Here is a 26,812-nt window from a genome sequence, read left to right on the forward strand (position 1 = left end):
GTTCTGGTTCGGTTCGGATATGAATCGACATGAATCGATTCAAGTAGGTTTCAAGCTAGTGTATGAAACAACGCCCGGAGGTCAACCCCGCAGTGACCGAATCGTGATCCGACCGACGATGAGAGGAGACCGCGTGCCGGTGAGCATCCGCGACGTGGCACAGCGCGCCGGTGTCTCCGTCGGCACCGTCTCGAATGTCCTCAATCGCCCGGACGAGGTGTCAGCCGACTCGGTGCACCGGGTCAGCCAGGCCATCGAAGAGCTCGGATACGTGCGCAACGACGCGGCACGGAAGCTGCGTGCCGGTGTGAGCACCACTGTCGGGTTCGTCGTGCTGGACGGACAGAACCCCTTCTACACCGATGTCGTTCGCGGAGCGGAAGACGAGGCGACAAGCCATGGCATCGCGATCCTCTACGGCAACACCGATGAGGATCCCTCGCGGGAGAAGGTGTACCTCGACCTCTTCCGGGAACAGCAGGTGCGCGGTCTTCTCATCGCCCCGTATGGCGATGTCGTGACACAACTGCGCCGGTTCCGCTCGAGCGGGATCGCGACCGTCCTGGTCGATCGCTTCAGCGGCGACGGCAACTTCTCCTCGGTCTCGGTCGACAGCGTCGCCGGCGGGCGCCTCGCCGTCGAGCATCTGATCGATGCCGGCCGACGTCGGATCGCATTCGTCGGAGGCCCCTTCGGGATCCGCCAGGTGAATGACCGCCTCGCCGGCGCCAGGGCGGCGGCCGAGAACGCCGGCGTGCACGTCGACCTCGAGGTCATCGCGACCACGGCGATGACCGTCGATGAGGGCGTGGCGGCGGGAGCCCGCATCCTGACCCGGCCTCGGCGGGAATGGCCCGACGCGCTGTTCGCCTCGAACGATCTGCTCGCGCTCGGACTTCTCCAGTCACTCGTGGCGGGCGGGCGGCTCCTGGTACCGGAGGAGATCGCGCTCATCGGCTTCGATGACATCCCGTTTGCCGCGGCCGCCGCCGTCCCGCTGTCATCGATCCGCCAGCCCAGCCGCATGATCGGGCGCACCGCCCTTCGCATCGTGCTCGAAGAAGCCGATGATCCGGCCAGCATCCCTCGTCAGACGGTCTTCCCGCCGGAGCTCGTCATCCGCCGCTCGACGACCGGCTGAGACCGCCCCCGCACGCCGACGCAGCTGAGGCGGCGAAGGTGCAGTCAGCGCACGTTGCCGTTCGAGCAGGTCTGCTGCGCCGCGGAGTTGCCTCGGATCGTGTCCGGCAGGGCGACCACCGTCTGCTCCGGCGCGGGCGTCTCCGCCGGGGCCGTCGGAGTCGCCTCGACCGGGGTCTCTGGCACCGGGTCGGTGACGACGACGCCGTCGTTGTCGGTGTTCTGGTGGGTCACCTGCAGCTGGGCGTTCGCGTTGATCGCGTCCCACATCGCGGTGGCGGCCTGCCGGTCCGGGACGACCTTGTTCGGATCGGACGAGTCGCCGAGGGTCGGGTACTGCAGGAAGACGATGTCTTCGAACGCGACGTCCTTGACCGCGAGGGCGATCTGCACGATCTTCATCGGATCGGCGAGCGACTCGCTCGGCTCGAGGTTCTTGATGCCGGTGTTGGCGAGCTTGAGCATGGTCGGCACGCTCCCCAGCGTCTCGCCGCTGATGAGCGTGCGGGCGAGGCTCGACATGTACTGCTGCTGATTGCCGATCCGCCCGAGGTCGCTGCCGTCGCCGACGCCGTGACGGGTGCGCAGGAACTGCAGCGCCTGCAGCCCCGAGATCGTGTGCGTACCGGCCGCCATGTCGAGGCCGGTGTGCTTGTCCTTGATCGGGTTCGCGAGACACACATCGACGCCGCCGATCGCGTTCGTGATCTCGATCACACCACCGAACGTGACGGATGCCGCGAACTGGATCTCCTGCCCGGTGAGGGCGGAGATCGTCTTCACGACGCAGTTGAGTCCGCCGTCGGTGTAGGCCGAGTTGAGCGGCTGCTTGCTCATCGCCGAATGCACATTGCCTTCGGCATCCTCGCATTCCGGGATGGGGATCATGAGATCACGGGGGAAGCTGACGGCCGTGATCCGGCGCGGCTCCTCGGAAACGTGGACCAGGAGGTTCACGTCGTTGAGGGTGCCGCCGGCGTCCTTGCCGGTGCAACGCGCGCCGAAGTACTGCTTGTACGCCTCTTCGCACGTGTCGACGCCGGTGAGGAGGAGGTTGAAGCCGCCCTCGTAGGCCCCGATGTCCGGCGGCAGGTCCTTCTGGCCGTCGATCTCGACGGCGTTCGCGGTGACAGTGCTCGAGAAGTCGTAGAACACGTACGCCGCGACGCTGGCGCCGCTGACCAGCACGACGGCCAGCGCGATGCCGACGAGCTTGAGCAGCTGGCTTGCCGGACCGGGCGTGCGCAGCTGACCGTGTCGCGCGATCGTGCGACGGCGTCGGGTGTTCTCGCTCACTCAAGGCCTTTCGTCGTACCGGAGTGTCAGAACACCCGGCTCACTGCTGCGGAGGGTGTGGGATTCGAACCCACGAGACATCTCTGCCCACTGGTTTTCAAGACCAGCTCCATCGGCCGCTCGGACAACCCTCCCGACAGACGATTCTGTCGACCAGGCGCGAGTCTAGCCGAGTTCCCATTCTCTCGTGGTGACCTGGGCGGGCGCTGGATGCGGCTCTCCCGGCAGCGGAACCGTGTCCAGGGCGCGCGCGAGACCGCCGTCGACGACATCCGCGGTGAGCTCGCCGGCAGCATCCTTGACCACATCCGGCGCCTGACCCATCGCCACCGCGCGTCCGCCGAGCGAGAGTGCCCAACCGAACATGCCGATGTCGTTGCGGCCATCGCCCGCGACGAGCACCCGCTCTCCGTCGAAGCCCAGTTCGGTGCGCACCCGCTCCAGCGCCGTGCCCTTGTCGACGCCCATCGGTGCGATGTCGAGCCACGCCGTCCAGCCGATCGCGTACGACACCTCGTTGAGCCCGGCATCGGCGACGAGCCGGTGGAAGTCCTCCTCGTCGTGACCCGGGGAGACGACGACGATGCGCGAGACGGGCTCGTCCGACAGCTCCTCGAACGTGACCTGACGCCCGCCGTCGAGCGTCCAGTCATCGAGCTGCTCCGTGAAGAGCCGCTGCCCTGAGCCGAGCTCGACCATGTATCGCGCCTCGGGAAGCCGATCGCGCAGCAGCCCGAGCACCGGAAAGGGGTCGAAGGTTTCGACGTTCCAGCGTTCCCACTCGTCTCCGACGCGGCGCATGGTGACGGCTCCGTTGGAGCAGACGACATACTGCGGCGTGAGACCGAGCGTTTCGACGTAGTGCCGGGTGGCCATCCAGCTGCGGCCGGTGGCGATGGTGACCTCGTGGCCGGCATCACGCAGTCGGGCGACGGCCTCGGGGACGCCGGGGCTCATCGTCTCGTCCTGCAGGAGGATCGTTCCGTCGACGTCCAGTCCGATGAGCCAGCGACGGGTCATGCGGCCGGCTCCAGCACGGTGAGACCGCCGAGGTACGGCTGCAGGGCCTCCGGGACGCGCACGGAACCGTCCTCCTGCTGATGCGTCTCGAGCAGCGCGACGATCCAGCGCGTGGTGGCGAGGGTGCCGTTCAGCGTCGCGACGTGCTGGGTCTTCGCCGGCTGCCCGTCGTCGGACGCGGGTCGGTGGCGGATGTCGAGTCGGCGCGCCTGGTAGGTGGTGCAGTTCGAGGTGGACGTCAGCTCGCGGAAGGCTCCCTGCGTCGGGACCCACGCCTCGATGTCGTACTTGCGCGCGGCGCTCGAGCCGAGATCCCCCGCCGCGACATCGATCACCCGGTACGCCAGTCCGAGGGAGGTCAGCATCTCCTCCTGCAGGGCGACCAGCCGCAGGTGCTCGGCTTCGGCGTCGCCGGCCTCGGTGTAGACGAACATCTCGAGCTTGTTGAACTGATGCACGCGGATGATGCCGCGGGTGTCCTTGCCGTGGGAGCCGGCTTCACGGCGGTAACACGTCGACCAGCCCGCGTAGCGCAGCGGTCCGTCGGTGAGGTCGAGGATCTCGTCCTTGTGGTAACCCGCGAGGGCGACCTCGCTCGTTCCGACGAGGTAGAGATCGTCGTCCTTGTCGAGGTGATACACCTCATCGGCGTGCTCGCCGAGAAAGCCCGTCCCCTGCATGATCTCCGGGCGCACCAGCGTCGGCGTGATCATCGGGACGAACCCGTTGTGCAAGGCCTTGTCGAGGGCCATGTTCATCAACGCGATCTCGAGCCGAGCCCCGATCCCCCGCAGGAAGTAGAAGCGAGCACCGGAGACTTTCGCTCCTCGCTCCATGTCGATCGCGCCGAGGATCTCGCCGATCGCGAGATGATCGCGCGGCTCGAATCCGAATGCAGGCACGTCGCCGACCCGGCGCAGTTCGACGAAGTCCTTCTCCCCGCCGGCCGGGACGCCGTCGATGACCACGTTCTCGATGCGGGCGAGGGCCTCGGATGCCGCATCCGACGCCTCGTGCGCTGCGTGCTGAGCCTGCTTGACGCGATCTGCGAGATCCTTGGCCTGCGCCACGAGCGCGGCCTTCTCCTCTTTCGGAGCCTTCGCGACCTGCTTGCCGAAGGCGTTCTGTTCCGCGCGGAGCTCCTCGAATGCGGCGAGCGCCGCCCTTCGCGATCGGTCGGTCTCGATCGCGGCGTCGACGGATGCCTGGTCGTTGCCGCGAGCGGCCTGCGAGCGGCGGACGATCTCCGGATGGTCGCGAAGGAGTGCGAGGTCGATCATGCGTCAAGTCTATGGCGCGCGCGACGACGGCCCCGATGGCGCGATTAGAGTAGCGCCATGACGACGCGTGCCGCATCCCAGCGACAGGCGGCCCTCGTCTACAACCCGATCAAGGTCGATGAGACCCGTCTTCGCGCCACGGTGCGCGACCTGTCGAAGATGGCCGGCTGGGTGCATCCGGCCTTCTATCCGACCACCCTGGAGGATGCCGGACAGCTCGCGACCGCGCAGGCTCTCTCACGCGGCGTCGATGCGGTGATGGTCGCGGGCGGCGACGGAACCGTGCGGGCGGTGGCGGAGGCTATGGCCGGAACCGGCGTTCCGCTCGCGATCCTCCCCAGCGGCACCGGCAACCTTCTCGCTCGCAACCTCGGTCTGCCGCTCGGCGACCCCAGCGACATGATCAGCGCAGCTTTCGGCGGCTTCACCCACGCGATCGACATCGGATGGGCGACTCTCACGCGCGCCGACGGTGAGGCCACAGAGCATGCCTTCGTGGTGCTCGCCGGAATCGGCCTCGACGCCGACATGATCGCGAACACCCGCTCCGACCTGAAGAGGTCGGTGGGCTGGATCGCGTACGTCGACGGGGCGGCGCGCTCCCTCGCCGGCGCGAAGCCGTTCCGCTCGGTCTATCAGATCGAGGATCGCCGTCTGCACTCGACCAAGGTGCACAGCATCCTCTTCGCCAATTGCGGCACGCTCCCCGCCGGTATCGCACTGATCCCCGACGCGTCGATCGCCGACGGCATCATGGACGTCGCCGTCATCCAGCCGACGGGCCTGCTCGGCTGGCTCGGTGTCTGGCGCAAGATCTGGTGGGACAACTCGGTGCTCCGGCGTTTTCGCGCCGGGCGCCGCGTACTCGAGCGCCGCGGACGGAACGCTTCAGTGCACTACCTTCGCGGAACGACCGCCGAGGCCGCCGCATCCTCGCCGACGCCGATCGAATTGGACGGGGACGAGTTCGGTGAGGCCGTGCGGATCCGCTGCCGGATCGACCCGGGCGCCCTTCTGCTGGCGCTGCCGACAGACCATCCCGTCGACGCCCTCTGAGCGTCCTCAGTCGCCGATCATGTTCACGGTGCCGTCGAGGTTGCCGCCCTCGAGCGTGAGGGTGAAGCCCTCCTCGTCCACACCCTCTCCGAAGCTCAGGATCGTCGCGCGCGGAGCCATGTCCATCGTGCACATGCCGTTCTCGGTGGTGAACGTCACCGTGCCACTGCCGCCCGTCCCCTCGACGGACTCGACGACCGGCGGACAGGTCGACGAGCCCCAGGTGAGCAGCACCAGAGCGCCGTCGGAGATCCATCCGGCGGACGGCTGGAACTCGGTCGGACTGCCCGGCGTGCCGGAGAGACCCGGCTGACCGTCGAGGTCGACATCGTCGGCGACGTCGCCATACGTGACATCGAGCGTGATCGGCTGTGTCGGATCGACTCCCTCAGGAAATGCGCCGATGCTGGCGCGGGGCGCCATGTCGGCGGTGCAGGCTTGGTCGGCATCACCGTCGACAAGGGTGACGCCGACGTTCTGCCCCTCCGCCTCCACCGCGTCGACATCCGGCACGCAGGTCGATGAGCCCCAGGTGACGACGGCGAACATTCGGCCGTCGTCGAGCAGGGTCGCATCGATCTCGTTCGTGTCGTCGCTCGCACCGGACGGCGCCGGCGAATCGCTGCTCGTCGGTGCCTCCGCACCGGGCGACGACGTGCAGCCGACCATCAGGAGGGCGGTGACCGCCAGCGCGGACACCGCCCCGAGCACGCGTGATGAGGATGCCATGCCCTCAGGGTACCGGCGCCGGTGCGCTGTCGATACGGCAGGCGCTACTGCAACGCGGACGTGAGCCGGGCGAGGTTGTCGAGAACCGTGGAGCGAAGGGGCTGCTGCATCCATTCCTCCAGCGTCAGTTCACGGCTGAGCGCGCGGTAGCCGTCCTCCACCGCTCGCATCTCGGCGACGAACTCCTCGCCGCGCACCAGCATCGACACCTCGAGGTTGAGGCCGAATGAGCGCATGTCCATGTTGCTGGAACCGATCACGGCGATCTCATCATCGACGGTGAGGCTCTTGGTGTGCAGGATGTAGGGCTGCCGGTACATCCAGATGCGCACGCCCGCGCGCAGCAGCGCCTCATAGTAGCTGCGTTGCGCGTGGTAGACGACCGCCTGATCGCCCTCTTCGGAGACGAAGAGCTCGACGGTGACGCCGCGATCGCACGCGGTCGAGACTGCGAGCAGCAACGCCTCGTCGGGGACGAAGTAGGGGCTCACGATCATGATCCGGTGCTTGGCGGCGTAGAGCAGCCCGAGGAACAGACGCAGGTTGTTCTCGACGCGGAACCCGGGCCCGGACGGCACGATCTGGCAATCCAGGTCACCGGTGCCCTGCTCGACCGTCGTGATGTCGAGATCGGCGAGGATCTGTCCGGTTTCGCTGTACCAGTCCGCCAGGAACACCGCGTTGACGCTCGCGACCACCGGTCCGTCGACGCGCACCATCAGGTCGACCCAGTGCAGTCCCCGCTTGATGTTCCTGGGCAGGTTGTAGGTCGAGTCGGTCACGTTCTGCGAACCGAGGAATGCGACGCGGCCGTCGATGACCAGGAGCTTGCGGTGATTGCGCAGATCGGGGCGCTGCATGTGGCCCTTGAACGGCTGCACCGGAAGCATCAGATGCCAGTCGGCGCCCATCGCGTTGAGGCGGGCGATGGTCTTGCGGTAGCGCGGCTTCCACCGGTTCGCCCAGTGATCCAGGAGCACGCGCACCTCGACGCCCTTCGCCGCGACCTCTTCGAGGGCGCGGAAGAAGTTGTCGGTGGCGGCATCCGATTGCAGGATGTAGAACTCGACATGCACGTAGGTGCGGGCACCGCGGATGGCGTAGGCCATCGCATCGAGCGACTCCTGATAGTCCGAGATGAGGTGGGCGCCGTTGTCGCCCGACAGCGGCATCGCGCCCATCTTCTGGTTCATCTGCACCAGGGCGTCGAACCACTCGGGCGCGTCAGGTCGCAACGTGCCGAAATGGAGGTTCTCGCTGGTCTCGGCGATGTACTGATTGATCTGATCCTGCTTGCGGCGACGGGCGCGCGGCAGTCGCGGGTTTCCGATCAGCAGGAACAGGAACACCCCGACGTAGGGGATGAAGAAGATCGCCAGCAGCCAGGCCATCGCCGAGGTCGGACGCCGGTTGCGCGGGATGACGATGATCGCGGTGGTGCGGATGGCTATGTCGAGGACCAGCAGGAAGGCGAGGAGCCACCACGGCCACGCCTCCGGAACCATCGCGCCCTCTCGACCTCACCCCGCCGCGACGACTGTCGCCCCAGCACCGCGCCTTCCCGGCGCTCTGCTTCACAGTAGCGGATGGGTGCGTTCAGGGGCGGGGCGGCAGGCCGCGCGCAGCACGCTCCTCGGCCTCGATCCGCGCGTGCACCTTGCGCTCGGTGCGGTCGAAGCGCAGGATGCCGCGGATCACCATGAAGAACACCGCACTCACACCGATCGTCGGCAGGATGGACCATGCCGCTGCGAGCCAGAAGTTCTCCATGCCTCCATGGTACGCGGCTCGCACCGGATGCGACTCTCCCTGCACAGTCGCGCAACAGAGGAATTCGATGCACATCGGCGGCTTTCCCCTCGATGCCGTCGGCCGTTCCGCGACACTCGCCTGATGACCACAGTTCTCCGTGCCGCAGATTCCGCCGAGTTCCTCGGCCTCGTCCCCGCCCTCGCCGGCTTCACGCCGCGTCAGAGCATCGTCCTGCTCCCGTTCCAGGGCAAGCGGGCCTATGGCGCCATGCGTCTCGATCTCCCCTCCGACGCCACCGATCTCGACGAGTACGTCGAGACGGCCATCGCCCTCGTCTCGCGCGTGACCGCGACGGATGCCGTCGCCGTCGTCGTCTACACCGAAGAGCATCCCCAGCCGACCCGCGACGGGCTCGTGCTGCCGGCGGGCGTCGCCGTCGACGAGCTGCTCGACTGCGCCGACGACACCGGCCTGCGCATCGTCGACGCCCTCTGCGTGACGCCCATCGGATGGGCGAGCTACCTCGATGACGAGCCGGCGCTCGCGCCGCTGAGCGGCATTCCGGCATCGCCGGCTGTTCCCGGTGTCGGTGACGTCGCCGGAGATCAGCTCGCCGGCACAGAGCTTCCCCCGGTCGATCTCGCGGAGAAGGAACGGGTGGCGACAGCACTGCGCGATCTCGCCGTGGTCCTCGACCACGACGCGACGGGACCGCTCACCGGCGGTGAGAACCCGCAGGCTCTTGCCGCCGCCGTCCTCCTCGACGACATCCCGGCGTTCTTCGAGATGCTGCTCGACGAGCCTGCGAACCTGCCGCCGTTCGCGACCGCGGCACTGCTGTGGTGCCTGGACCGACCTGTCTTCCGCGACGTGGCGCTCGCGCAGTGGGCGACCGACGCCGGCCACGGCATCCGGATCCTCGACGCGCAACTGGCGTACTCGCGTCAGGGCACGACCGTTCCGGACGACCTCGGATCGATCTTCCTCGGCCGGGGACCGAAACCGGATCCCGACCGGCTGCGCCTCGCGCTCGGCGTCGTGCGCGGTGCGGCCGCACGCGCGCCTCGAGCTTCACGGCCGGGCCCGCTCACCGCCGCAGCCTGGCTGTCGTGGGCTCTCGGTCGCTCCAGTCACGCCGGGCACTACCTCGAATCGGTGCGCGAGATCGACCCGGAGTACGGTCTCGCCGCCCTCCTGGGGTCGATGATCAGCGCCGCGATCCTGCCGGAGTGGGCGTTCCGGCGCGGGTGACGGCGGCCGGGCGGCTCACTTGACCAGCGGGAACAGGATCGTCTCGCGGATGCCGAGACCGGTGATCGCCATCAACAGCCGGTCGATGCCCATCCCCATCCCACCAGAAGGCGGCATGCCGTGCTCGAGCGCGCGGAGGAACTCCTCATCGACCGGCATCGCCTCGACGTCGCCGCGCGCTGCGAGCTTCGCCTGCTCGACGAACCGCTCACGCTGGATGACCGGGTCGATCAGCTCGGAGTACCCGGTCGCCAGCTCGAAGCCGCGGACGTACAGGTCCCACTTCTCCACGACTCCGCCGATCGAACGGTGCTCACGCACGAGGGGCGAGGTGTCGACCGGGAAGTCCATCACAAACGTCGGGCGGACGAGGTCGCCCTTCACGAAGTGCTCCCAGAGCTCTTCGACGAGCTTGCCGTGCGTCGCCTGGGGCGGCAGATCGACACCGCTCGCCTCGGCGAACGCCGTGAGGTCCTCGACCGAGTCCTGCGGAGTGACCGTGCGGCCGGATGCCGCCGACAACGACTCGTACATCGAGATGCGGTCCCATTCGCCGCCCAGGTCGTACTCGGTGCCGTCGGCCCAGGTCACGGTGGTGGAGCCGGCTACGGCGATCGCGGCCTGCTGCACGAGCTCCTGAGTGAGTCCCGCCATCTGGTTGTAATCGCCGTACGCCTGATACGCCTCGAGCATCGCGAACTCGGGACTGTGGGTGGAGTCGGCGCCCTCGTTGCGGAAGTTGCGGTTGATCTCGAAGACGCGCTCGATACCCCCGACGACGGCGCGCTTGAGATACAGCTCCGGGGCGATGCGCAGGTAGAGCTCGGTGTCGAAGGCGTTCGAGTGCGTGACGAACGGGCGAGCGGATGCTCCGCCGTGCTGCACCTGCAGCATCGGAGTCTCCACCTCGAGGTAGTCGTGACCGGCGAACGTGGCACGCAGGCTGGCGTTGACGGCGGCGCGGGCGCGCACTGTGGTGCGTGCCTGCTCACGCACGATGAGGTCGAGGTAGCGACTGCGCACTCGCCCCTCTTCGCTGAGCTCGGAGTACGCGTTCGGCAGCGGAAGGATCGCCTTCGAGGCGATCTTCCAGTCGTCGGCCATGATCGACAGTTCGCCGCGGCGGCTCGAGATGACCTCGCCATGCACGAACACATGATCGCCGAGGTCGACGAGTGCCTTCCAGTCGGCGAGCAACTCCTCCCCCACAGCCGCCAGCGAGATCATCGCCTGGATGCGCGAGCCGTCTCCGGCCTGAAGCGTCGCGAAGCAGAGCTTGCCGGTGTTGCGGCTGAAGACGACGCGTCCGGCGACGCCGACGATGAGGCCCGTGGTGGTGTCGGGTTCGAGCTCGCCGAACTCCGCGCGCAGCGCCGGGATCGTGTGTGTCACCGGTACCGCGACCGGGAACGCCCCTCCCCCGGCATCCGCCCGCTCCGCGATGAGGCGCTCGCGCTTCGCGAGGCGCACCGCCTTCTGCTCGAAGACATCGTCTCCGAGCGTGTCGGCGGTGGTCTCAGCAGGCGCGGCAGACGCGTCAGTCATTCGGGGCTCCTTGGAAAGTCGGTCTCAGTTTACCGGGGCGTCAGCCGCCCGCCCGGCGTCCCTCGGTAGCCTCGGAGGATGGTCTCCAGACGCACCCTTGTCTCTTTCGCCGCGGTGGCCCTCGCGGCGATGCTGTTCGTGCCGACGGCGGCAGCGGCAGAGAGCCCGGTCGCGACCGACGCCGTGAAGGCCGCGGCATCCGCGCACGTGCCGTCCGATGTCGACGATTTCTCATATGACTCGTGGGACGCCCGTTACGTGGTCGGCCTCGACGACGAGGGGCGGGCCCGCATGCAGGTCACCGAGACCCTCGTGGCACGCTTCCCCGACACGGACCAGAACCGTGGGATCGTCCGCGGACTCCCCCTGAACTATCAGAACGCGCCCCTCGAGACTCGCGTGGTCTCGGTCACCGATGAGCGGGGCGCTGCGGTGCCCTTCGAGGTCGAGGAGGAGGACGACCTGCTCCTCGTCCTCACCGGAGACGACGACTATGTGCGAGGGGCCGCGACGTACGTCATCGAATACGAGATGAGCGACGTCATCCTGCACCGCGATGACGCTCAGGCCGACGAGTTCTATTGGGATCTGCTCCCACTCGACAGCGAGCAGCCGATCGATTCATTCCACGCCGAGATCGTCTTCGACGAGGCCATGAGCGATCGCTTGACCGGATCGGCGCGCTGCTACACCGGCCCGGAAGGGTCCACGAAGGAATGTGCGATCGCGGGTCCCAGCGCGCAGGGCGGCAGTGCGGTGTTCGCCGTCGAATCCGGTGAGCGGCCTGCCGGTGACGGGGTCACCGTCGCCATCGGCTTCGAGCCGGGAACCGCCGCGCAGCCCCCGGTACGCCTGCCCGACCCGGTGACCGACACCGTCCCGGCGATCGCCGCCGCGGGAGCCGTCGTCCTATCCGCCGGGGCATGGCTCGCTCTGGCCGCCTTCAAGCGCAGGCGCCGCACCGCCACGGGCATCGTCGTCGCGCAGTACGAGGTGCCGGACTCGATGCCACCGCTGCTCGCCGGCGCGATCATGCCCCGATCCAAGGACGTGATATCTGCCGAGATCGTGCATCTCGCCGTCCGAGGAGCGCTGCGCATCGAAGAGGGCGACGGTGCCCAGCGTCCCCGGCTGCGGCGACTGCCCGGGGTGCGGGTCTCCGATCCTCTCGACGTCAAGGCCTTCGGCGCGCTGTTCGCCAAGGCGAATGCGGGCGGTGTGGTGGACATCCCTGCCCGAAGCGAAGCCTTCGCGAAGCGGATGAGCAACCTGGTGGAGAGCGGGAAGAAGGCCGCGGAAGAGCGCGGACTCACGACCACGACGCGGAGTCGATCCGCGATCTTCGTGCAGTGCTGCGCGATCGCGGTCGCGGTCGTGGGCATCGGCCTCAGCCTGTCGGGGGTGCTGTCGGGGCGGCAGTCGGGAATCCCGGCCCTCGTCGCGATCTCGGTGGTCGCGCTGTTGATCGTCATGTCGAGCGTCTACTCGTTCTCGACGCACACCGTGCTCACTCCCGCAGGCGCCCTGGCTCATGAGCACCTTCTCGGCGTGCGGGAGTTCATCAGGGTGGCCGAGGCCGATCGCCTGCGCATGCTGCAGTCGTACACCGGTGCGGAGCGCCGGAACGACGGCGGCGCGGACGTCATCCACGTGTACGAACTGCTCCTCCCCTTCGCGATGCTGTTCGGGCAGGAAAAGGAATGGGGCGAGGTGCTCGAGCAGATCTACGCGCGCGAGCACCGCGGTCCCGACTGGATCGGGGATCCGAATTCGCCTGCTGTCAGGACACCGCTGGCCACATTCTCGACGTCCTCCCAGTCCGCGACGACCTACTCGGATTCATCCTCGTCCAGCGCGGGCGGATCGTTCGGCGGCGGGTTCTCGGGCGGCGGCGGAGGAGGCGGATCCTCAGGCGGACGCTGAGAGGACGGCATCCGCTTTCCGTCTGCGGTGATGTGGGCTCAGATGAGCGACGGTGGATCGGATGCTTCCCGCAGCGCCCGCTCGACGGTGGATTGCACCAGGGCGGACAGGTAGCTGCCCGGATTCTCCACCCCGATCTCGCGCAACCGGCTCGTCGACTGGCTGATGATCGAGCGGGAGAACTCTGTCGCGGTCTGGATCGCATCGGCATATGCCTGGCGATCGGCCTCGGCGACGACCACGGGCTCGCAGCCCATCTCGACAGCGAGGGCCTGAGCGATGGGCAGCACCGCGGCCGGCGCCGTGACCGCCGCGAACCCGGCCTGCAGCTGACGCAGGTCGATCGACGTGCCGGTGAAGGTGATCGCGGGGTGCACCGCGAGCGGGATCGCGCCCCGCTCTGCGGCCGGGCGCAGCACCTCGATGCCGAAAGCGGGGTCGGTGTGCAGCACGAGCTGACCGATCTGCCACCCGCCGATCTCGGCGATGCCGGCCACGAGGGGAGCAAGCTGGTCGCGCGGCACCGCGATGACGACGAGTTCGCTGCGGCGCACGACCTCCAGCGCGTCGAGCACGGGGACGCCCGGAAGGACGGCCGAGGCACGATCGTCATCCGAGCCCGACGTGACACCGGTGATCGCGTGTCCGGCTCCGGCGAGCGCCGCGCCGATCACGGGTCCCACCCTGCCCGCGCCGATGATCCCGACGCCGAGGCGTCCGTCGCGGTTGATCACGTCACTCGCCCGGCTGCGATCGAGACGCCTGAGGCGGAGGCGGAGGCGGAGACGCCTGAGCCGGAGGCGGAGGGGACGTCGGAGGCGACGTCTGGGGCGTGGCCGGTGCCGGCGGCGTGGCTGCGGGCGGAGACGGCACCGCCGGGAACGCGTACGCCGGAGGCGGCGGTGGAACGGATGCATACGCCGAGGGTGCGAGCTGCGGTTCTGCCGCCGCGTTCTCCATCGTCGGCAGATCCGGAGCGTTGGGGGCGTATTCGCCCCAACGGTGCGTGTGATCGCGAGAGGCCGCGGCGGCTGCGGCGCGGCTCACGCCGTCCAGCAGCGCCAGCGCATCGGCACGCTCGAGCCCCGACAGGTATCCGTGAATGGGGCCGGGCACCGTGTGCACCTGCGCGCCCGACACGCGCTGCGCACGATCGATCGGCCCCTGCGAGAGCGACAGTCCCTGCAGGCGGGCCAGCGGGAACACCGCGAGCTTTCGCCAGACGTTTCCCCGGCGCAGGACCAGACCGAACTCGGTCAGCACATAGCCGTGACGCTTCCACGACAACGGGCGACGCCACCACGCCCGCGCGGGCATGCTGCGGTAGGGGTCGCCGTCGACCGGCCCCAGGATGCCGTGCTCCCAGACCAGCGGGATATCGGCGATCGGAGCATCCGGCAGCATGAGCGCGAGCACACGCTCGACGTCCGCTCGCTTGCCGACCGGGAGTACGACGTTGAACTGCTGAGCGTTGCCGGACTGCTGCTGCGTGACGCTCTTGCCGCTCATCCGGTTGATCTTGATCGTCCACCACCCGAACGGACGCCACAGCAGCGACTGCGAGACTTCGACGGCGAAGATGCGTCCGGGCGGCAGCGTCTCCGTGACCGTCGTGAGCAGACCGTAGGTGATCCGGACCCCGTCGGGCGTCGGCGCGATGGAGTACCGCAGCGACTTGGAGATCTGAGCCCAGGTGATTCCGACCGCGGCGAGCAGCAGTGGGATCCCCCCGCCGAGGCCGACGCCGAGCAGGATGATCCCGGTCTCCGCGCCCCCGTCGGCGAGCGATGCGATACCCGCACTGACCATGACGACGCCGAAGATCACGCCGAAGAACACCAGCCACAGGAGCCCCGCGATCAGCTGCGAGCCGATCAGCCGGCCGGTGGGGATTTTTACGACGCTCTCGGGTGCGACATCGGCGAGGTCGACGCCTTCGATGAGGTCGGTGACGCCGGCGTTCATCGAGCCGACGAGCTGCGCCCGCATGGATGACGGCGGCGTCGAGCCGCCGGCACCCTGCCCTGCAGCGGCATTCACGGCGGCGTTGCGTGCTGCTCGTGCGCCGGAGGCGAGACGAAGGATGTCGGTGCGAACCGACTCCGCCTTGCCCGTGGCGAGGTATTCCAGCGGCACGTTCGCGTCGGTGCCGGCGCCGACGACCTCGAGCTTGGCCAGCCCGATCAGCCGTGCCGGGAAGGGACGGGTGAGGTTGACTCCCTGCACCCGATCCAGTGGTGCACGGCGGTGCGAGCGGAAGACGATTCCCTTCCGCACCTCGACATGCTCGCCCGTGATGCGGAACTGCTGGAAACGCCACACGAACCAGAACGCCGCGACGAGCACGAGCACCAGGCCCAGGACCGCCAGCAACGCGATGAGGATCAGGTTGTTCTCGAGGACGAAGTCGATGGGGTCGCCCCCCGAACTCTCGCCGTAGTGGGCTTCTTCGGGTGCGAAGAGGTTCACGACCCACGCGATCACTCGGTCGCGCATGTTCGCGATGACGATACCGGCGACGATGATCAGGGCCAGGCCGCCCTTGAACAGCGGCGTGAGCGGATGCATCCGGTGCCACTCACCGTCGGCGAGCGACGACGGGCCCGTCGATGCACCGCCCGACGAGGGAGCGTCTGTCCGCTGCGGAGCCGCCGGTGAGGGCGCCTGCGGGAACTGCGGCTCGCTCACAGGCCGGTCCGGCGCGTCTCGGCCACCTGGATGAGCGTATCGCGCAGGGCCTCGGCCGCGGCCTGGGTCAGGCCCGGAATCTGCACCCCGGTCGTGGCTGCCGCGGTGACCATCTTCAGCTGACTCACGCCGAAGGCGCGGTCGAGCGGCCCCTGGGTGATGTCGACGAGTTGCATCCGTCCATACGGCACCGCGATCATGCGCTGCCACAGGATGCCCTTGCGGAAGACGATGTCGTCCTCGCGGAGCATGTAGCCGATCGCTTTGGCCTGCCGCGGCAGGATGATGAGGGTCAGCAGCGTGAACAGCAGGATGACGCCGGCGGGGATCCAGACCCAGTCCTGATGCAGCACGAGCACGAGCACGAGCGCTGCGACGGCCAGGATCACGAGGAAGATCACATTCTGCACGATCTGCGACACGACGTATCGCGGCGAGATCTGGTGCCACACGCCGTCAAGCTCCAGCCGAGCGTCGTTGCGCGCGGTGCGCAGCTGCGTGTAGGTGCCCTGATCGAGCGCGGTGCGATCAGGACCCTCCGTAGGCTCCAGTGGCGGTGTCATCGGGCTCTGAGTCATCAGGATCCTTCGGCAGGGTGCAGAACTGTTCGGCGACGAGCGCCGCGGCGACGAGCACGATCGCGCTGCCCATCAGGGCCAGCATCGCCACAGTCGACCCTACCGGGGGATCGATGGGGCGCGACAGCAGGAACACCAGTAGCCCCACCGCGAACCCCGCCATGATTGCGCCGAGCAGGCTCGAGGCGCGCGCGAGCGTCGCCGCCCGCAGCGCTCGGAACGGATCGATGCGTCCCTGTCCGCGGACGCTGCGGCGCACCGGCACGGCAACGCCGACCGAGGCCGCCGCGATGAGAAGCAGCAGTACCGGCAGCAGCAGCGACGGCGTGAACGTGCTGCGGCCGGTCGCGGTCAGCAGGTGATCGAGAAGGAAGCCCGCGCCCGCGGCGAAGAGTGCGAGCACGGCGAGGACGCCCGGCGATGTGCGCTTCATTCGGCATCCTGCGCCCGCAGGGCCGCGACGAGATCCGCGACCCTGCCATGGTCGACGAGCTCGGCATCGGGGTCGAGGCTGAGCCACGGTTCGAGCACGAACAGCCGCTCGGCGGCCCGCGGATGCGGCAGCTGCAGTCGGGGCAGGTCGGATCTGACGTCGCCGTAGGCGACGAGGTCGAGATCGAGAGTGCGATCCCCCCAGCGCACGTCGCGCTCTCTGCCGTACTCATCCTCGATGGCGTGCAGCATGCCGAGCAGGATCTCCGGTGCCAGGCGCGTCGTGAGCAATGCCACCGCGTTCAGGTATCGGGGTGCGTCCGCGTCCGGTCCATCCAGGCGGACGGCGACGGTGTCGGCCAGCGCGGACAGCCGCATGTCGCTCACCAGCGGCAGGCGCTCGATCCGTACGGCCGCCTCGCGTATCGTCGCCTCGCGGTCGCCGAGATTGGCACCGAACGCGATCACCGCCTGTGCTTCTGCACGGCCGGCGCCGGGAGCTGCGACCTGCGGTGGGATCGTCAGATTGCGGCTCATGCCGTGCCCTCCTCTGTGGATGCACTGGTGTGCTCGCGGCCTCGGTGCACGGTGACGGCGACGTCGGCGAAGGTGAGCGCAATGGGCGCATGGGGCTTGTGCACCGTGACCGTGGCGAACCGCACGCGGGAGTCTTCCAGCGCGACGTCGGCGATGCGTTCCGCGAGGGTCTCGATCAGGTCGACGGGAGGGCCCGCCACGACCGCTGCCACCTTCTCCGCCAGCTCGCCGTAGTGCACGGTGTCGGCGACGTCGTCGGACGCCGCGGCCCGATGCAGCGGCATCATCAACCGCACGTCGACCGTGAACTCCTGGCCCTCCTCGCGCTCGTGCGCGTACACGCCGTGGCGACCGAAGACGGTGAGTCCGGTGAGGGCGATCTCGTCGAGCGGGAACATGACGTCATCCTTCCCAGGCGTGCGCGACGGCGAGTGCATCGCGCGTGGTGGCGACGTCGTGCACCCGTACGGCCCACACACCCGCACGGACGGCGAGTGCGCTGGTGACGGCGGTCGCGAGGTCACGGCGCGCCTCCGACACCTCGTCGAGGCTCTCGGATCCTCGAGACGCGCCGAGTGTTTCTGCCAGGAAGCGCTTGCGCGAGGTGCCGATGAGCACGCGGGGTCCCAGCGCGACGATCTCGTCGAGGCCGCGCAGCACATCCCAGTTCTGCGTTCCCGCCTTCGCGAAGCCGATGCCGGGATCCACGATGAGACGCGACGGGGCGATGCCAGCGGCGGCCGCCTCACCGATCCGCGCGTGCAACTCCCCCGCGACCTCGCGCGCGGCTCGCCGGTACTCGGCATGCGCGTACATGTCGGCCGAGGGCCCGCGCCAGTGCCCGATCGCATAGTCGGCCCCGGACTCGGCCACGGCCGCGCGCATCTCGGGGTCGGCAAGGCCCCCCGACACGTCGTTGACGATTCGGGCGCCCGCTTTCACGGCAGCGGTGGCGGTGGCCGCGTTGACGGTGTCGATGCTCACCGGCGCGCCGGCCGCGGTGAGCTGCTCGATGATCGGGATGACCCGCCGCTGCTCGGTCTCGGCATCGACGCGCTCTGCTCCCGGCCTCGTCGACTCACCGCCGACGTCGAGGACGGCTGCCCCCTGTTCGCGCAGCAGCAGTCCGTGGGCGACGGCGCGCTCGACGTCGAGGTAGCGACCTCCGTCGCTGAAGGAGTCCGGGGTGACATTGACGATCCCCCAGATGCCGATCATTCCGCGACCCGCCCCGCGTGCGCGCCGATCAGCGTGATCAGCTCGGCCCTCGCGACCGGCTCGGTGTACGCGCCGCGGGCGGCGATGGTGAGGGTGGATGCCTCGGGCTGGCTGCCACCGCGCATCGTCACGCATCCGTGGCTGGCGTCGAGGACCACGAGCACACCGCGGGTGTCGAGATTTTCGGCGATCGCGTCGGCGATCTGCTCACCGAGACGCTCCTGCACCTGCGGACGCGCGGCGAGCGTCTCGACGACACGGACGAGCGCGCCGAGGCCGACGACCTGCTCGCCGGGGAGATAGGCGAGATGGGCGCGCCCGGTGAACGGCAGCAGATGATGCTCGCAGACGGAGCGGAAGCGGATGTCGCGCAGCAGCACCGCACCGGAGGGCAGGGTGTCGGGAGCGGGTCCGCGGGCGACGCTGATCGTGTGAGCGAGGGGGGCAGCGGCATCCGCGCCGACGCCGGCGAAGTATTCCGCGTAGAGGTCCGCCATCCGCGCGGGAGTCTGCTTCAGCCCCGGACGCTGCGGGTCCTCCCCGATCGCCTCGAGCAGTTCGCGCGTGAGCCGTTCGACACGCGCCCTGTCGACCGCCACGATCAGGCCGTCGCTGGTCGGCTGTGACCCGTCGCGTTCGCGGGCCCGCTCTTGGCGCGCGCCTCAGCCGCGTCGGCAGGCGCCTCGACCGAAGCCACCAGCGAGACATCCTTCTTCGGCACATCGATCGGCGGCTGCTGCGAGACCGGCCGGTCCTCGCTCGAGAGCCAGAGCGGACGCTCGGGCAGCTTCTTCACCTCGGTGAAGATCTCGGCGATCTGGTGGTGGTCGAGCGTCTCCTGCTCGAGCAGCGCGAGCGCCAGGCGGTCGAGGATGTCGCGGTTCGTGCTGATGACCGAGTACGCCTCGTTGTGCGCCTGCTCGATGAGTGCGCGCACCTCGGCGTCGACGCGTTCGGCGACCTTCTCCGAGTATTCGCGGCCGCGGCCCATGTCGCGAGCGACGAACACGTCGCCGCCCTCCGAGCCGAGCTTGACCGGCCCGACCCGCGTGGTCATGCCGTATTCGATGACCATCTTGCGAGCGATCGACGTCGCCTTCTCGATGTCGTTCGACGCTCCGGTGGTCGGGTCGTGGAAGACGATCTCCTCGGCGACGCGCCCGCCCATGGCGTAGGTGAGCTGATCCTGCAGCTCGTTGCGCGTCACGGAGTACTTGTCGTCGAGGGGAAGCACCATCGTGTAGCCGAGCGCCTTGCCTCGGGGCAGGATCGTGATCTTGGTGACGGGGTCGGTGTAGTTCATCGCCGCCGCCGCGAGCGCGTGTCCGCCTTCGTGATACGCCGTGATGAGCTTCTCCTTGTCCTTCATCACTCGCGTTCGGCGCTGAGGACCGGCGATCACACGGTCGATGGCCTCGTCGAGCGCCCGGTTGTCGATCAGCTGGGCGTTCGATCGGGCAGTCAGCAGCGCCGCCTCGTTGAGCACGTTCGCGAGGTCGGCGCCGGTGAACCCCGGCGTCTTGCGCGCGACGATCTCGAGGTCGACGCCCTTCGACAGCGGCTTGCCGCGGCTGTGCACCTCGAGGATCTTCTGGCGGCCCTTGAGGTCCGGGGCATCCACGCCGATCTGCCGGTCGAAACGGCCCGGTCGCAGAAGAGCCGGGTCGAGGATGTCGGGGCGGTTGGTCGCCGCGATCACGATGACGTTCGCGTTCGGGTCGAAGCCGTCCATCTCGACGAGCATCTGGTTGAGCGTCTGCTCGCGCTCGTCGTTGCCGCCGCCCATGCCGGCACCGCGATGGCGTCCGACGGCATCGATCTCGTCGATGAAGATGATGGCCGGCGAGTTCTCCTTGGCCTGGTTGAACAGGTCGCGGACGCGCGATGCGCCGACGCCGACGAACATCTCGACGAAGTCGGACCCCGAGATGGAGTAGAACGGTGCCCCGGCTTCGCCGGCGACGGCACGGGCGAGAAGGGTCTTACCGGTGCCGGGAGGGCCGTACAGCAGCACGCCCTTCGGGATGCGGGCGCCGATCGCCTGGAACTTCGCGGGGTCCTGGAGGAACTCCTTGATCTCATGGAGCTCCTCGATCGCCTCGTCGGCCCCGGCGACGTCGGCGAACGTGACCGTCGGCGACTCCTTGCTCACCAGCTTCGCCTTCGACTTGCCGAACTGCATCACCTTGCTGCCGCCACCCTGCATCGACGACAGCAGCCACCAGAACAGCAGTCCCAGCAGCACCAGCGGGAGCAGCAGCGAGAGGAACCCGTCGAACCAGGTCGCGCGCGGGACGGCGTCGTTGAAGCCGTCCTCCAGGGAGGCGTCGTCGATGGCCTTCACCACTTCATCGGCTCGCGCGAAGACGTAATAGAACTGCACGGTCTCGGCGCCTTCGAACGGCTTCGACAGCGTCATGTCGACGCGCTGGTCCCCGTCGGTGTTGACCACCTTGGTGACGGACTCGCCGGAGAGCAGCTTCAAGCCCTCCTGGGTGGTGATCTGCTTGGGCGCCCCGAGGTTCGAGATCAGCAGGAAGCCGCCGAACAGCAGCACTCCGATCAGCGCCACGTAGATCAGTGGATTCCGGGTGATCTTCTTCACATCCATGATCCGATCAGCGTATCGCGCCGTACTTTGCCGTCCGCTGTGATTCGCCCACGGCGTACGTCACCGGCGCGGCTGCGCCTGCGCGCCCCTCGGTGCGCACGGATGTCAGCTGTAGACGTGCGGGGCGAGGACGGCGACGTCGCGAAGGTTGCGATACCGCTCGTTGTAGTCCAGTCCATAGCCGACGACGAAGTCGGTGGGGATGTCGAATCCGACGTACTTGCAGTCGATGACGACCTTCGCAGCCTCCGGCTTGCGCAGGAGCGCGAGCACTTCGATCGACTCCGCTCCGCGGGACTGGAAGTTCTCCAGCAGCCAGCTGAGAGTGAGGCCGGAGTCGATGATGTCCTCGACGATCAGCAGGTGCTTGCCGTTCAGGTCGGTGTCGAGGTCCTTCCGGATCTGGACGACTCCGCTGGATTTCGTGCTGGCGCCGTAGCTCGACACCGCCATCCAGTCCATCGGAGCGTGGAAGGGCAGCGCCCGGGCGAAGTCGGCCATCACCATCACCGCGCCCTTGAGCACTCCCACGAGGATGAGGTCCTTGTCTTTGTAGTCCTCGGCGACCCGGGCGGCCAGCTCATCGAGCTTCGCGAGGATCTCCTCCTCTGTGACGAGGATCTGAGCAAGGTCGTCCTGGATCTCCGCGGCGCGCATGGATCGATTTTAGGCGACCGGATCGGTTGCTTCGGCGCAGCCGTGCGATCGGTGGTGCCGGGGGCTGCTCTCGGCGCGGCATCCGCACTCCTGGATTGCTCGGCGTCAGCAAGGACACCGAGCGCCGTGGCCGGGACGTCGCGGGGTCAGCCGTGCGCGGTGAAGATGATGCGGCCGCCGCTGCGCGCCGCGGAGCACCCGGGCAGATCGATGGGCCCCTGACCCGTCCAATCGGTGACGAGTCGGGCGACTTCGATCGTCTGCGTGCGGGTGAGACTGACCCCGAACTCGCTGTCGACGACCAGGCGGATGACGCGATTGCGCAGGGCGGCGGGGTTGGCGGCGAGCGCGGCGACGCTGACGGAGATGCCCGCCTCGGCGTGCTCGACGATGTCTTCGATGGTCTCGTGGATCATCTCGTCGAACGCCGTCGCATCCTCGCGCAGCTGCTCGGCCGTGCGCGCCAGAGCCTCGGCGATCCCGGGCCCGAGTTCCGACTCCAGCACCGGCAGCACCTTCTCACGGACCCTCACCCGAGCGAACCGCTCCTGCTCGTTGTGCGGGTCGTCCCAGTACCCCAAGTCGGATGCCGTGCAGAACGCCCGTGTCGTCTTCCGCCGGACCCCGAGCAGCGGGCGCAGCCACAGCAGTCCGTCCTCGTCGGTGCGCTCGGGCGCCATGCCCTGCAGGCTCGCTGCTCCCGACCCGCGAGCGAGCCCCAGCAGCACGGTCTCGGCCTGATCGTCCAGGGTGTGTCCGAGCAGCACCGCGGCAGCGCGTGCATCGGATGCCGCATCCCGCAGTGCCCGGTAGCGCGCTTCGCGCGCTGCCGCTTCAGGGCCTCCGTCGCCGTCCACCTCGACCCGCACGATCCCCGGCTCGAGTCCGAGGGCTGCGGCAGCGCGAGCAGCGTCGGCGGCGACGGCATCCGACCCCTCCTGCATCCCGTGATCGACGGTCACCGTTGCGACGCGCAGGCCGAGTCTCGGAGCCTCGAACGCGGTCGCCCCGGCGAGCGCGAGCGAGTCGGCGCCGCCGGAGAGAGCGACGAGCACGGTGGCGCCGTCCGGCAGGGCGGCGAGGGCGGTGCGCACCGCGAGGCGGATCTCGGCGATGGCCGGTGGCAGGGAAGGCACAGCACCACGCTATCCGCTAGCGCGCCGACCAGCCGCCGTCGATCGTGTAGCTCGCACCCGTCACCATGGCCGCCTCGTCGCCGGCCAGCCAGGCCACGAGCGACGCGACTTCTTCCGGTTCGACCAGCCGCTTGATGGCACTCTCGGTCAGCATGACCTTGGCGAGCACCTCGGCTTCGGGAATACCGTGCACGCGCGCCTGGTCGGCCAGCTGCTTCTCGACCAGCGGCGTTCTGACATAGCCGGGGTTGATGCAATTGCTGGTGACTCCGTACTCGCCTCCTTCGAGCGCCGTGACCTTCGACAGCCCCTCGAGCCCGTGCTTGGCCGCGACGTAGGCGGACTTGAACGGCGACGCGCGCAGCCCGTGCACCGACGAGATGTTGATGACCCGGCCGAACCCTCTCGCGTACATCCCGGGCACCGCCGCTCTGATCAGCAGGAACGGCACCTCGACCATGAGGGTCATGATCCGGCGGAAGTCCTGCGGGTCGAAGTCCTGGATCGGGCTGATGTGCTGAATGCCGGCGTTGTTCACGAGGATGTCGATCTCACCGAGCGCGTCTGCCAGCCGGTCATCGGTGAGGGCGGCCGAGTCGAGCAGGTCGATGCCCCAGCTCGACCCGCCGAACGACGCCGCCATCGCCTCAGAACCGTCGCGATCCTTGTCGGCGACGATCACGTGGGCGCCGCGGGCGGCCAGCGCGCGAGCGGCGGCCGCCCCGATCCCGCTCGCGCCGCCGGTCACCAGCGCGCGCCTGCCGGTCAGCGTCTGCGTCTGCGTGGCGGGGCTCAACTGCGAACCCGCGCCGTGTTGAGGCCGTACTTGCGGGCATCGGCGTCGTCGATGTCGTGCAGCGAGACGCCGCGGGTCTCCTTCAGCGTGATCACGGCGACGGCGGTGACGGCACAGGCGGCTGCCACGTAGATGGCCACCGGCAGCCAGGAGTCGAAGTCCTGCAGCAGTGCCGTCGCGATGATCGGCGCCAGGGAACCGGCCACGATCGAGGTGACCTGGTAACCCAGAGAGACCCCGGAGTAGCGCATGCGGGTCGGGAACATCTCGGCCATGATCGCCGGCTGGCCCGCATACATGAGGGCGTGGAAGCAGAGTCCGATCGTGACGGCGGCGATGATGACGATGGGGTTCTTCGTGTCGAACATCGGGAAGGCGAAGAACGCCCAGCTGGCCCCGAGTACCGCGCCTGCCAGATACACCGGCTTGCGCCCGAAGGTGTCCGAGAGGCGCCCGACCTGTGGGATCACGAGGAAGTGGATGACGTGGGCGACGAGCAGAGCCAGCAGCAGCTGACTGGTGTCGTACTCGTGCACCGTCTTCAGGTAGACGATCGTGAACGACACGATGATGTAGTACAGGATGTTCTCGGCGAAGCGCAGACCCATCGCACCGAAGATGCCTTTGGGGTACTTCTTCACGACTTCGAGCACACCGTAGCTGGCGGCCTTGTCGGCTTCGACCTGTGCACGGGCCTCGAGGAAGATCGGCGCCTCGCTGACGTGGGTGCGGATGTAGTAGCCGACGATCACGACGATCGCAGATGCCCAGAAGGCGACGCGCCAGCCCCAGTTCAGGAACTGATCCGACGGCAGCAGCCACGACATGCCCAGCATCACCAGCGTCGCGAGCAGGTTGCCCACCGGAACGGCGGCCTGGGGCCAGCTGGACCAGAATGCGCGGGATTTGTTCGGGCTGTGCTCGGCCACCAGCAGCACGGCCCCGCCCCATTCGCCACCCACGGCGAAGCCCTGGATGAAGCGCAGGATCACCAGCAGCGCGGGTGCCCAGTAGCCGATCGAGGTGAAGCCGGGAAGGCACCCCATCAGGAAGGTGGCGACGCCGACGAGGATGATCGTGACTTGAAGTGTGTGCTTGCGACCGAGCTTGTCTCCGATCTGGCCGAACACGATGCCGCCGAGCGGGCGCGCGACGAATCCGACCGCGTAGGTGAGGAATGCCGCGATGATGCCGTCGAGTTCGGTGTTGGCGTTCGGGAAGAAGAATGCGCCGAAGACGAGCGAGGCGGCGGTGGCGTAGAGGAAGAACTCGTACCACTCCACGACCGTGCCGACCATCGAGGCTGCCACGATCTTCTTCAATCCGGACTTCTCGGTCCGTTCGGCGATCATCGGGTCGCTGGCACTCATGAGCACTCCTTCGTGTTCGGGGGGAAGACTCAGCCAGTATGGGCGTGACGCCGGGTGTGCAACAATGACCATTCGAGCAGAGATCGAGTGCAAAGTTGCAGATGAATCCCCACTCCCGCAATACCGGATCGGCGAACCCCGACGACCTGCTGATCCTGCTTGCCGTGGCTCGCAGCGGTCGCTTCACTACGGCAGCCGAGAGCCTGGGCCTGAACCACACAACCGTCTCCCGTCGGATCGCCGCGCTGGAGCACGACATCGGCGGCCGGACCCTCGCGCGTACCCCCGGCGGTTGGGAGCTGACGGACCTCGGTCGCCGGGCGGTGCGCGCCGCCGAAGACGTGGAAGCAGCGGTCGGCACGATCCTCCAGGACGACGAGGACGCCGACCAGGTGACCGGCGTCGTGCGTCTTTCCGCCACCGACGGTTTCAGCGCGTTCATCATCGCGCCGGCGGTGGCCGAGTTGCGGCGCAAGCATCCGCGGCTCAGTGTGGAGATCGTCAACGTCACTCGGCGCGCACTCCAGCACCGGTCAGGGCTAGATCTCGAGGTGGTGGTCGGAGAGCCGCAGGTGCATCGGGCCGAGGCGATCCGGCTCGGCAGCTACACGCTGGGGATGTATGCGTCGCGCGACTACCTCGAGGAGTTCGGTACGCCGGTGAGCGTGGAGCAGTTGAGCGCGCATCCGCTGGTGTACTTCATCGACTCGATGCTGCAGGTCGACGACCTGGATGCCCCGCGGCGACTGGTTCCCGGGATGCCGGATTCCCTCAGTTCCACCAACGTCTTCGTTCACGTCGAGGCGACGCGTGCCGGCGCCGGGATCGGCTTCCTGCCGTGCTACCTGGCCGACAGGCACCCCGACCTCGTGCGGCTGCTGCCGGAGGAATTCGCCGAGCGCCTGCCGTATTGGATGGTGCTGCGGCCCGATTCGCTGCGACAGCCCGCCGTCGCCCTGGTGGCCGAGGCACTGCGACGCCGCACGGCGGCCGTCGAGGACGAGCTGTCGGGCAGGTAGCGCGGCGGCCGACCGCCGTCATACCCTGAGCGCGTGAGCGACGAGAGAGCCCCAGCGCCGCCCCTTCGGGCTGAGCGATTCAAGGCGTTCGTCGACGCCGTCGTCGCGATCGCGATGACCCTCCTGATCCTGCCGCTGCTGGAGTCCGTGTCGGAGGCGGCGACCGAGGGCATCGGCACGGCCCAGTTCCTCGGTGAGCACGCCGGGCAGCTGATGAGCTTCGGACTCAGCTTCGTGCTCATCGCCACGTTCTGGATGGAGCATCACCGCGTCTACTCGCGCGTCGAGGCATCGACGTCGGCTCTGCTCTGGATCAACGTGCTGTGGATGGTGACGATCGTCTGGCTGCCGGTGCCCACGGCGATGCTCGGACAGATGGATAACGATCCGCTGCAGGCGGTCGTCTACATCGGCACGCTCACGATGACACAGATTGCCACGCTCCTCGGAAAGGTCTACCTGATGCGGCATCCGGCACTCCACGGCTACCCGGAAGGAATGCTCCGAGACGGTGCGATCGGCGATGTCGCGTCCACCATCCTGTTCGTGATCGCTCTGCCGATCGCCGCGTGGGTACATCCGCTCGGCTACTTCGCGCTGCTGCTGGTCGCACTCACCGGGCCGGTGGCGCGGATTCTGAAGCATCTGCAGAGGTAGGCTGGTCGGCGGCATCCACCCTTCTGTCTGAGGAGTACACGCATGGGCGCACACGACGCCGTCATCGAGATCCCGCGCGGCAGCCGCGTGAAGTACGAGGTCGACCACGAGACCGGGCGAG

26 protein-coding genes, 1 tRNA gene and 1 pseudogene are annotated in these 26,812 nt (G+C 68.2%); 7 read left to right on the forward strand and 21 right to left on the reverse strand.

Going from position 1 to position 26,812, the window contains the following annotated elements; genetic code table 11:
• Window positions 1-133 precede the first annotated feature (133 nt).
• On the forward strand, window positions 134-1,141 hold the full coding sequence (locus RIN18_RS10130) for a LacI family DNA-binding transcriptional regulator (RefSeq protein ID WP_309103847.1): 1,008 nt from the start codon (window positions 134-136) through the stop codon (window positions 1,139-1,141).
• Window positions 1,142-1,185: 44 nt separating this feature from the next.
• Here the strand turns inward: RIN18_RS10130 and RIN18_RS10135 are convergent, their stop codons facing one another.
• From RIN18_RS10135 to serS, 4 genes are all read right to left on the reverse strand, one after another.
• On the reverse strand, window positions 1,186-2,436 hold the full coding sequence (locus RIN18_RS10135) for an LCP family protein (RefSeq protein WP_309103848.1): 1,251 nt from the start codon (window positions 2,434-2,436) through the stop codon (window positions 1,186-1,188).
• Between the two features lie 49 nt (window positions 2,437-2,485).
• Window positions 2,486-2,570, reverse strand: a tRNA-Ser gene (locus tag RIN18_RS10140).
• 31 nt (window positions 2,571-2,601) lie between these two features.
• Window positions 2,602-3,456 carry an HAD family hydrolase gene (locus RIN18_RS10145; RefSeq protein ID WP_309103849.1) on the reverse strand — a complete coding sequence of 285 codons (855 nt, stop codon included), beginning with the start codon at window positions 3,454-3,456 and terminating at the stop codon, window positions 2,602-2,604.
• Window positions 3,453-4,736 (reverse strand): serine--tRNA ligase, encoded by a 1,284-nt coding sequence (serS, locus tag RIN18_RS10150; protein ID WP_309103850.1) that lies wholly within the window; start codon window positions 4,734-4,736, stop codon window positions 3,453-3,455. Before serS ends, RIN18_RS10145 begins: the two co-directional genes overlap by 4 nt.
• 57 nt (window positions 4,737-4,793) lie before the next feature.
• Here serS and RIN18_RS10155 point away from each other — a divergent pair, with 57 nt between their 5' ends.
• Window positions 4,794-5,792 (forward strand): diacylglycerol kinase family protein, encoded by a 999-nt coding sequence (locus RIN18_RS10155; RefSeq protein WP_309103851.1) that lies wholly within the window; start codon window positions 4,794-4,796, stop codon window positions 5,790-5,792.
• A gap of 6 nt (window positions 5,793-5,798) precedes the next feature.
• Here RIN18_RS10155 and RIN18_RS10160 read toward each other — a convergent pair whose 3' ends face one another.
• From RIN18_RS10160 to RIN18_RS10170, 3 genes are all read right to left on the reverse strand, one after another.
• Window positions 5,799-6,521: a hypothetical protein gene (locus RIN18_RS10160; protein ID WP_309103852.1), complete on the reverse strand. Its 723-nt coding sequence runs from the start codon at window positions 6,519-6,521 to the stop codon at window positions 5,799-5,801.
• A 44-nt stretch (window positions 6,522-6,565) separates the two neighbouring features.
• Window positions 6,566-8,026 carry a cardiolipin synthase gene (gene cls / locus RIN18_RS10165; protein ID WP_309103853.1) on the reverse strand — a complete coding sequence of 487 codons (1,461 nt, stop codon included), beginning with the start codon at window positions 8,024-8,026 and terminating at the stop codon, window positions 6,566-6,568.
• A gap of 91 nt (window positions 8,027-8,117) precedes the next feature.
• Complete coding sequence (locus RIN18_RS10170; protein ID WP_309103854.1) at window positions 8,118-8,291, reverse strand: hypothetical protein; 174 nt, start codon at window positions 8,289-8,291, stop codon at window positions 8,118-8,120.
• Window positions 8,292-8,414: 123 nt separating this feature from the next.
• On the opposite strand from RIN18_RS10170, the gene RIN18_RS10175 reads away from it, so the two are divergent.
• Window positions 8,415-9,524 (forward strand): DUF4192 family protein, encoded by a 1,110-nt coding sequence (locus RIN18_RS10175; RefSeq protein WP_309103855.1) that lies wholly within the window; start codon window positions 8,415-8,417, stop codon window positions 9,522-9,524.
• A gap of 15 nt (window positions 9,525-9,539) precedes the next feature.
• On the opposite strand, the gene lysS is transcribed toward RIN18_RS10175, so the two are convergent.
• Window positions 9,540-11,069 carry a lysine--tRNA ligase gene (gene lysS, locus RIN18_RS10180; RefSeq protein ID WP_309103856.1) on the reverse strand — a complete coding sequence of 510 codons (1,530 nt, stop codon included), beginning with the start codon at window positions 11,067-11,069 and terminating at the stop codon, window positions 9,540-9,542.
• A gap of 78 nt (window positions 11,070-11,147) precedes the next feature.
• Here lysS and RIN18_RS10185 point away from each other — a divergent pair, with 78 nt between their 5' ends.
• Window positions 11,148-12,992 (forward strand): DUF2207 domain-containing protein, encoded by a 1,845-nt coding sequence (locus RIN18_RS10185; RefSeq protein ID WP_309103857.1) that lies wholly within the window; start codon window positions 11,148-11,150, stop codon window positions 12,990-12,992.
• Between the two features lie 38 nt (window positions 12,993-13,030).
• Here RIN18_RS10185 and RIN18_RS10190 read toward each other — a convergent pair whose 3' ends face one another.
• From RIN18_RS10190 to RIN18_RS10250, 13 genes are all read right to left on the reverse strand, one after another.
• On the reverse strand, window positions 13,031-13,723 hold the full coding sequence (locus RIN18_RS10190) for a DUF2520 domain-containing protein (RefSeq protein ID WP_309103873.1): 693 nt from the start codon (window positions 13,721-13,723) through the stop codon (window positions 13,031-13,033).
• Window positions 13,724-13,727: 4 nt separating this feature from the next.
• The gene (locus tag RIN18_RS10195) at window positions 13,728-15,680 is read right to left on the reverse strand and encodes a PH domain-containing protein (protein WP_309103858.1); all 1,953 of its coding nucleotides are present in this window, start codon (window positions 15,678-15,680) and stop codon (window positions 13,728-13,730) included.
• Window positions 15,677-16,258, reverse strand: a complete 582-nt coding sequence (locus RIN18_RS10200; RefSeq protein WP_309103859.1) for a PH domain-containing protein — start codon at window positions 16,256-16,258, stop codon at window positions 15,677-15,679. The genes RIN18_RS10195 and RIN18_RS10200 overlap by 4 nt, the downstream gene beginning before the upstream one ends.
• On the reverse strand, window positions 16,209-16,691 hold the full coding sequence (locus tag RIN18_RS10205; RefSeq protein ID WP_309103860.1) for a DUF3180 domain-containing protein: 483 nt from the start codon (window positions 16,689-16,691) through the stop codon (window positions 16,209-16,211). Before RIN18_RS10205 ends, RIN18_RS10200 begins: the two co-directional genes overlap by 50 nt.
• Window positions 16,688-17,227, reverse strand: coding sequence for a 2-amino-4-hydroxy-6-hydroxymethyldihydropteridine diphosphokinase (gene folK, locus RIN18_RS10210; protein ID WP_309103861.1), 540 nt, complete (start codon window positions 17,225-17,227; stop codon window positions 16,688-16,690). Before folK ends, RIN18_RS10205 begins: the two co-directional genes overlap by 4 nt.
• A complete protein-coding gene (folB, locus tag RIN18_RS10215; protein ID WP_309103862.1) occupies window positions 17,224-17,625 on the reverse strand; it encodes a dihydroneopterin aldolase in 402 nt (133 codons plus the stop codon). The genes folK and folB overlap by 4 nt, the downstream gene beginning before the upstream one ends.
• 4 nt (window positions 17,626-17,629) lie before the next feature.
• The gene (folP, locus tag RIN18_RS10220; protein WP_309103863.1) at window positions 17,630-18,445 is read right to left on the reverse strand and encodes a dihydropteroate synthase; all 816 of its coding nucleotides are present in this window, start codon (window positions 18,443-18,445) and stop codon (window positions 17,630-17,632) included.
• The gene (folE, locus tag RIN18_RS10225) at window positions 18,442-19,044 is read right to left on the reverse strand and encodes a GTP cyclohydrolase I (protein WP_309103864.1); all 603 of its coding nucleotides are present in this window, start codon (window positions 19,042-19,044) and stop codon (window positions 18,442-18,444) included. The genes folP and folE overlap by 4 nt, the downstream gene beginning before the upstream one ends.
• A 2-nt stretch (window positions 19,045-19,046) precedes the next feature.
• The gene (ftsH, locus tag RIN18_RS10230; RefSeq protein WP_309103865.1) at window positions 19,047-21,056 is read right to left on the reverse strand and encodes an ATP-dependent zinc metalloprotease FtsH; all 2,010 of its coding nucleotides are present in this window, start codon (window positions 21,054-21,056) and stop codon (window positions 19,047-19,049) included.
• Window positions 21,057-21,161: 105 nt separating this feature from the next.
• The gene (gene hpt / locus RIN18_RS10235) at window positions 21,162-21,713 is read right to left on the reverse strand and encodes a hypoxanthine phosphoribosyltransferase (RefSeq protein WP_309103866.1); all 552 of its coding nucleotides are present in this window, start codon (window positions 21,711-21,713) and stop codon (window positions 21,162-21,164) included.
• 146 nt (window positions 21,714-21,859) lie between these two features.
• Window positions 21,860-22,849 (reverse strand): tRNA lysidine(34) synthetase TilS, encoded by a 990-nt coding sequence (gene tilS / locus RIN18_RS10240; protein WP_309103867.1) that lies wholly within the window; start codon window positions 22,847-22,849, stop codon window positions 21,860-21,862.
• A 16-nt stretch (window positions 22,850-22,865) separates the two neighbouring features.
• Entirely contained in the window at window positions 22,866-23,645 is a 780-nt protein-coding gene (locus RIN18_RS10245; protein ID WP_309103868.1) for a 3-hydroxybutyrate dehydrogenase, read from the reverse strand.
• Window positions 23,642-25,015, reverse strand: coding sequence for an MFS transporter (locus tag RIN18_RS10250; protein WP_309103869.1), 1,374 nt, complete (start codon window positions 25,013-25,015; stop codon window positions 23,642-23,644). The genes RIN18_RS10245 and RIN18_RS10250 overlap by 4 nt, the downstream gene beginning before the upstream one ends.
• Before the next feature lie 101 nt (window positions 25,016-25,116).
• On the opposite strand from RIN18_RS10250, the gene RIN18_RS10255 reads away from it, so the two are divergent.
• From RIN18_RS10255 to RIN18_RS10265, 3 genes and pseudogenes are all read left to right on the forward strand, one after another.
• Window positions 25,117-26,034 carry a LysR family transcriptional regulator gene (locus RIN18_RS10255; RefSeq protein ID WP_309103870.1) on the forward strand — a complete coding sequence of 306 codons (918 nt, stop codon included), beginning with the start codon at window positions 25,117-25,119 and terminating at the stop codon, window positions 26,032-26,034.
• A gap of 33 nt (window positions 26,035-26,067) precedes the next feature.
• On the forward strand, window positions 26,068-26,691 hold the full coding sequence (locus RIN18_RS10260) for a TMEM175 family protein (RefSeq protein WP_309103871.1): 624 nt from the start codon (window positions 26,068-26,070) through the stop codon (window positions 26,689-26,691).
• 42 nt (window positions 26,692-26,733) lie between these two features.
• Window positions 26,734-26,812 (forward strand): annotated as a pseudogene (locus tag RIN18_RS10265) (inorganic pyrophosphatase); the annotation flags it as partial.

It is taken from the genome of Microbacterium sp., assembly GCF_031179285.1.
Lineage (GTDB): Bacteria > Actinomycetota > Actinomycetes > Actinomycetales > Microbacteriaceae > Microbacterium.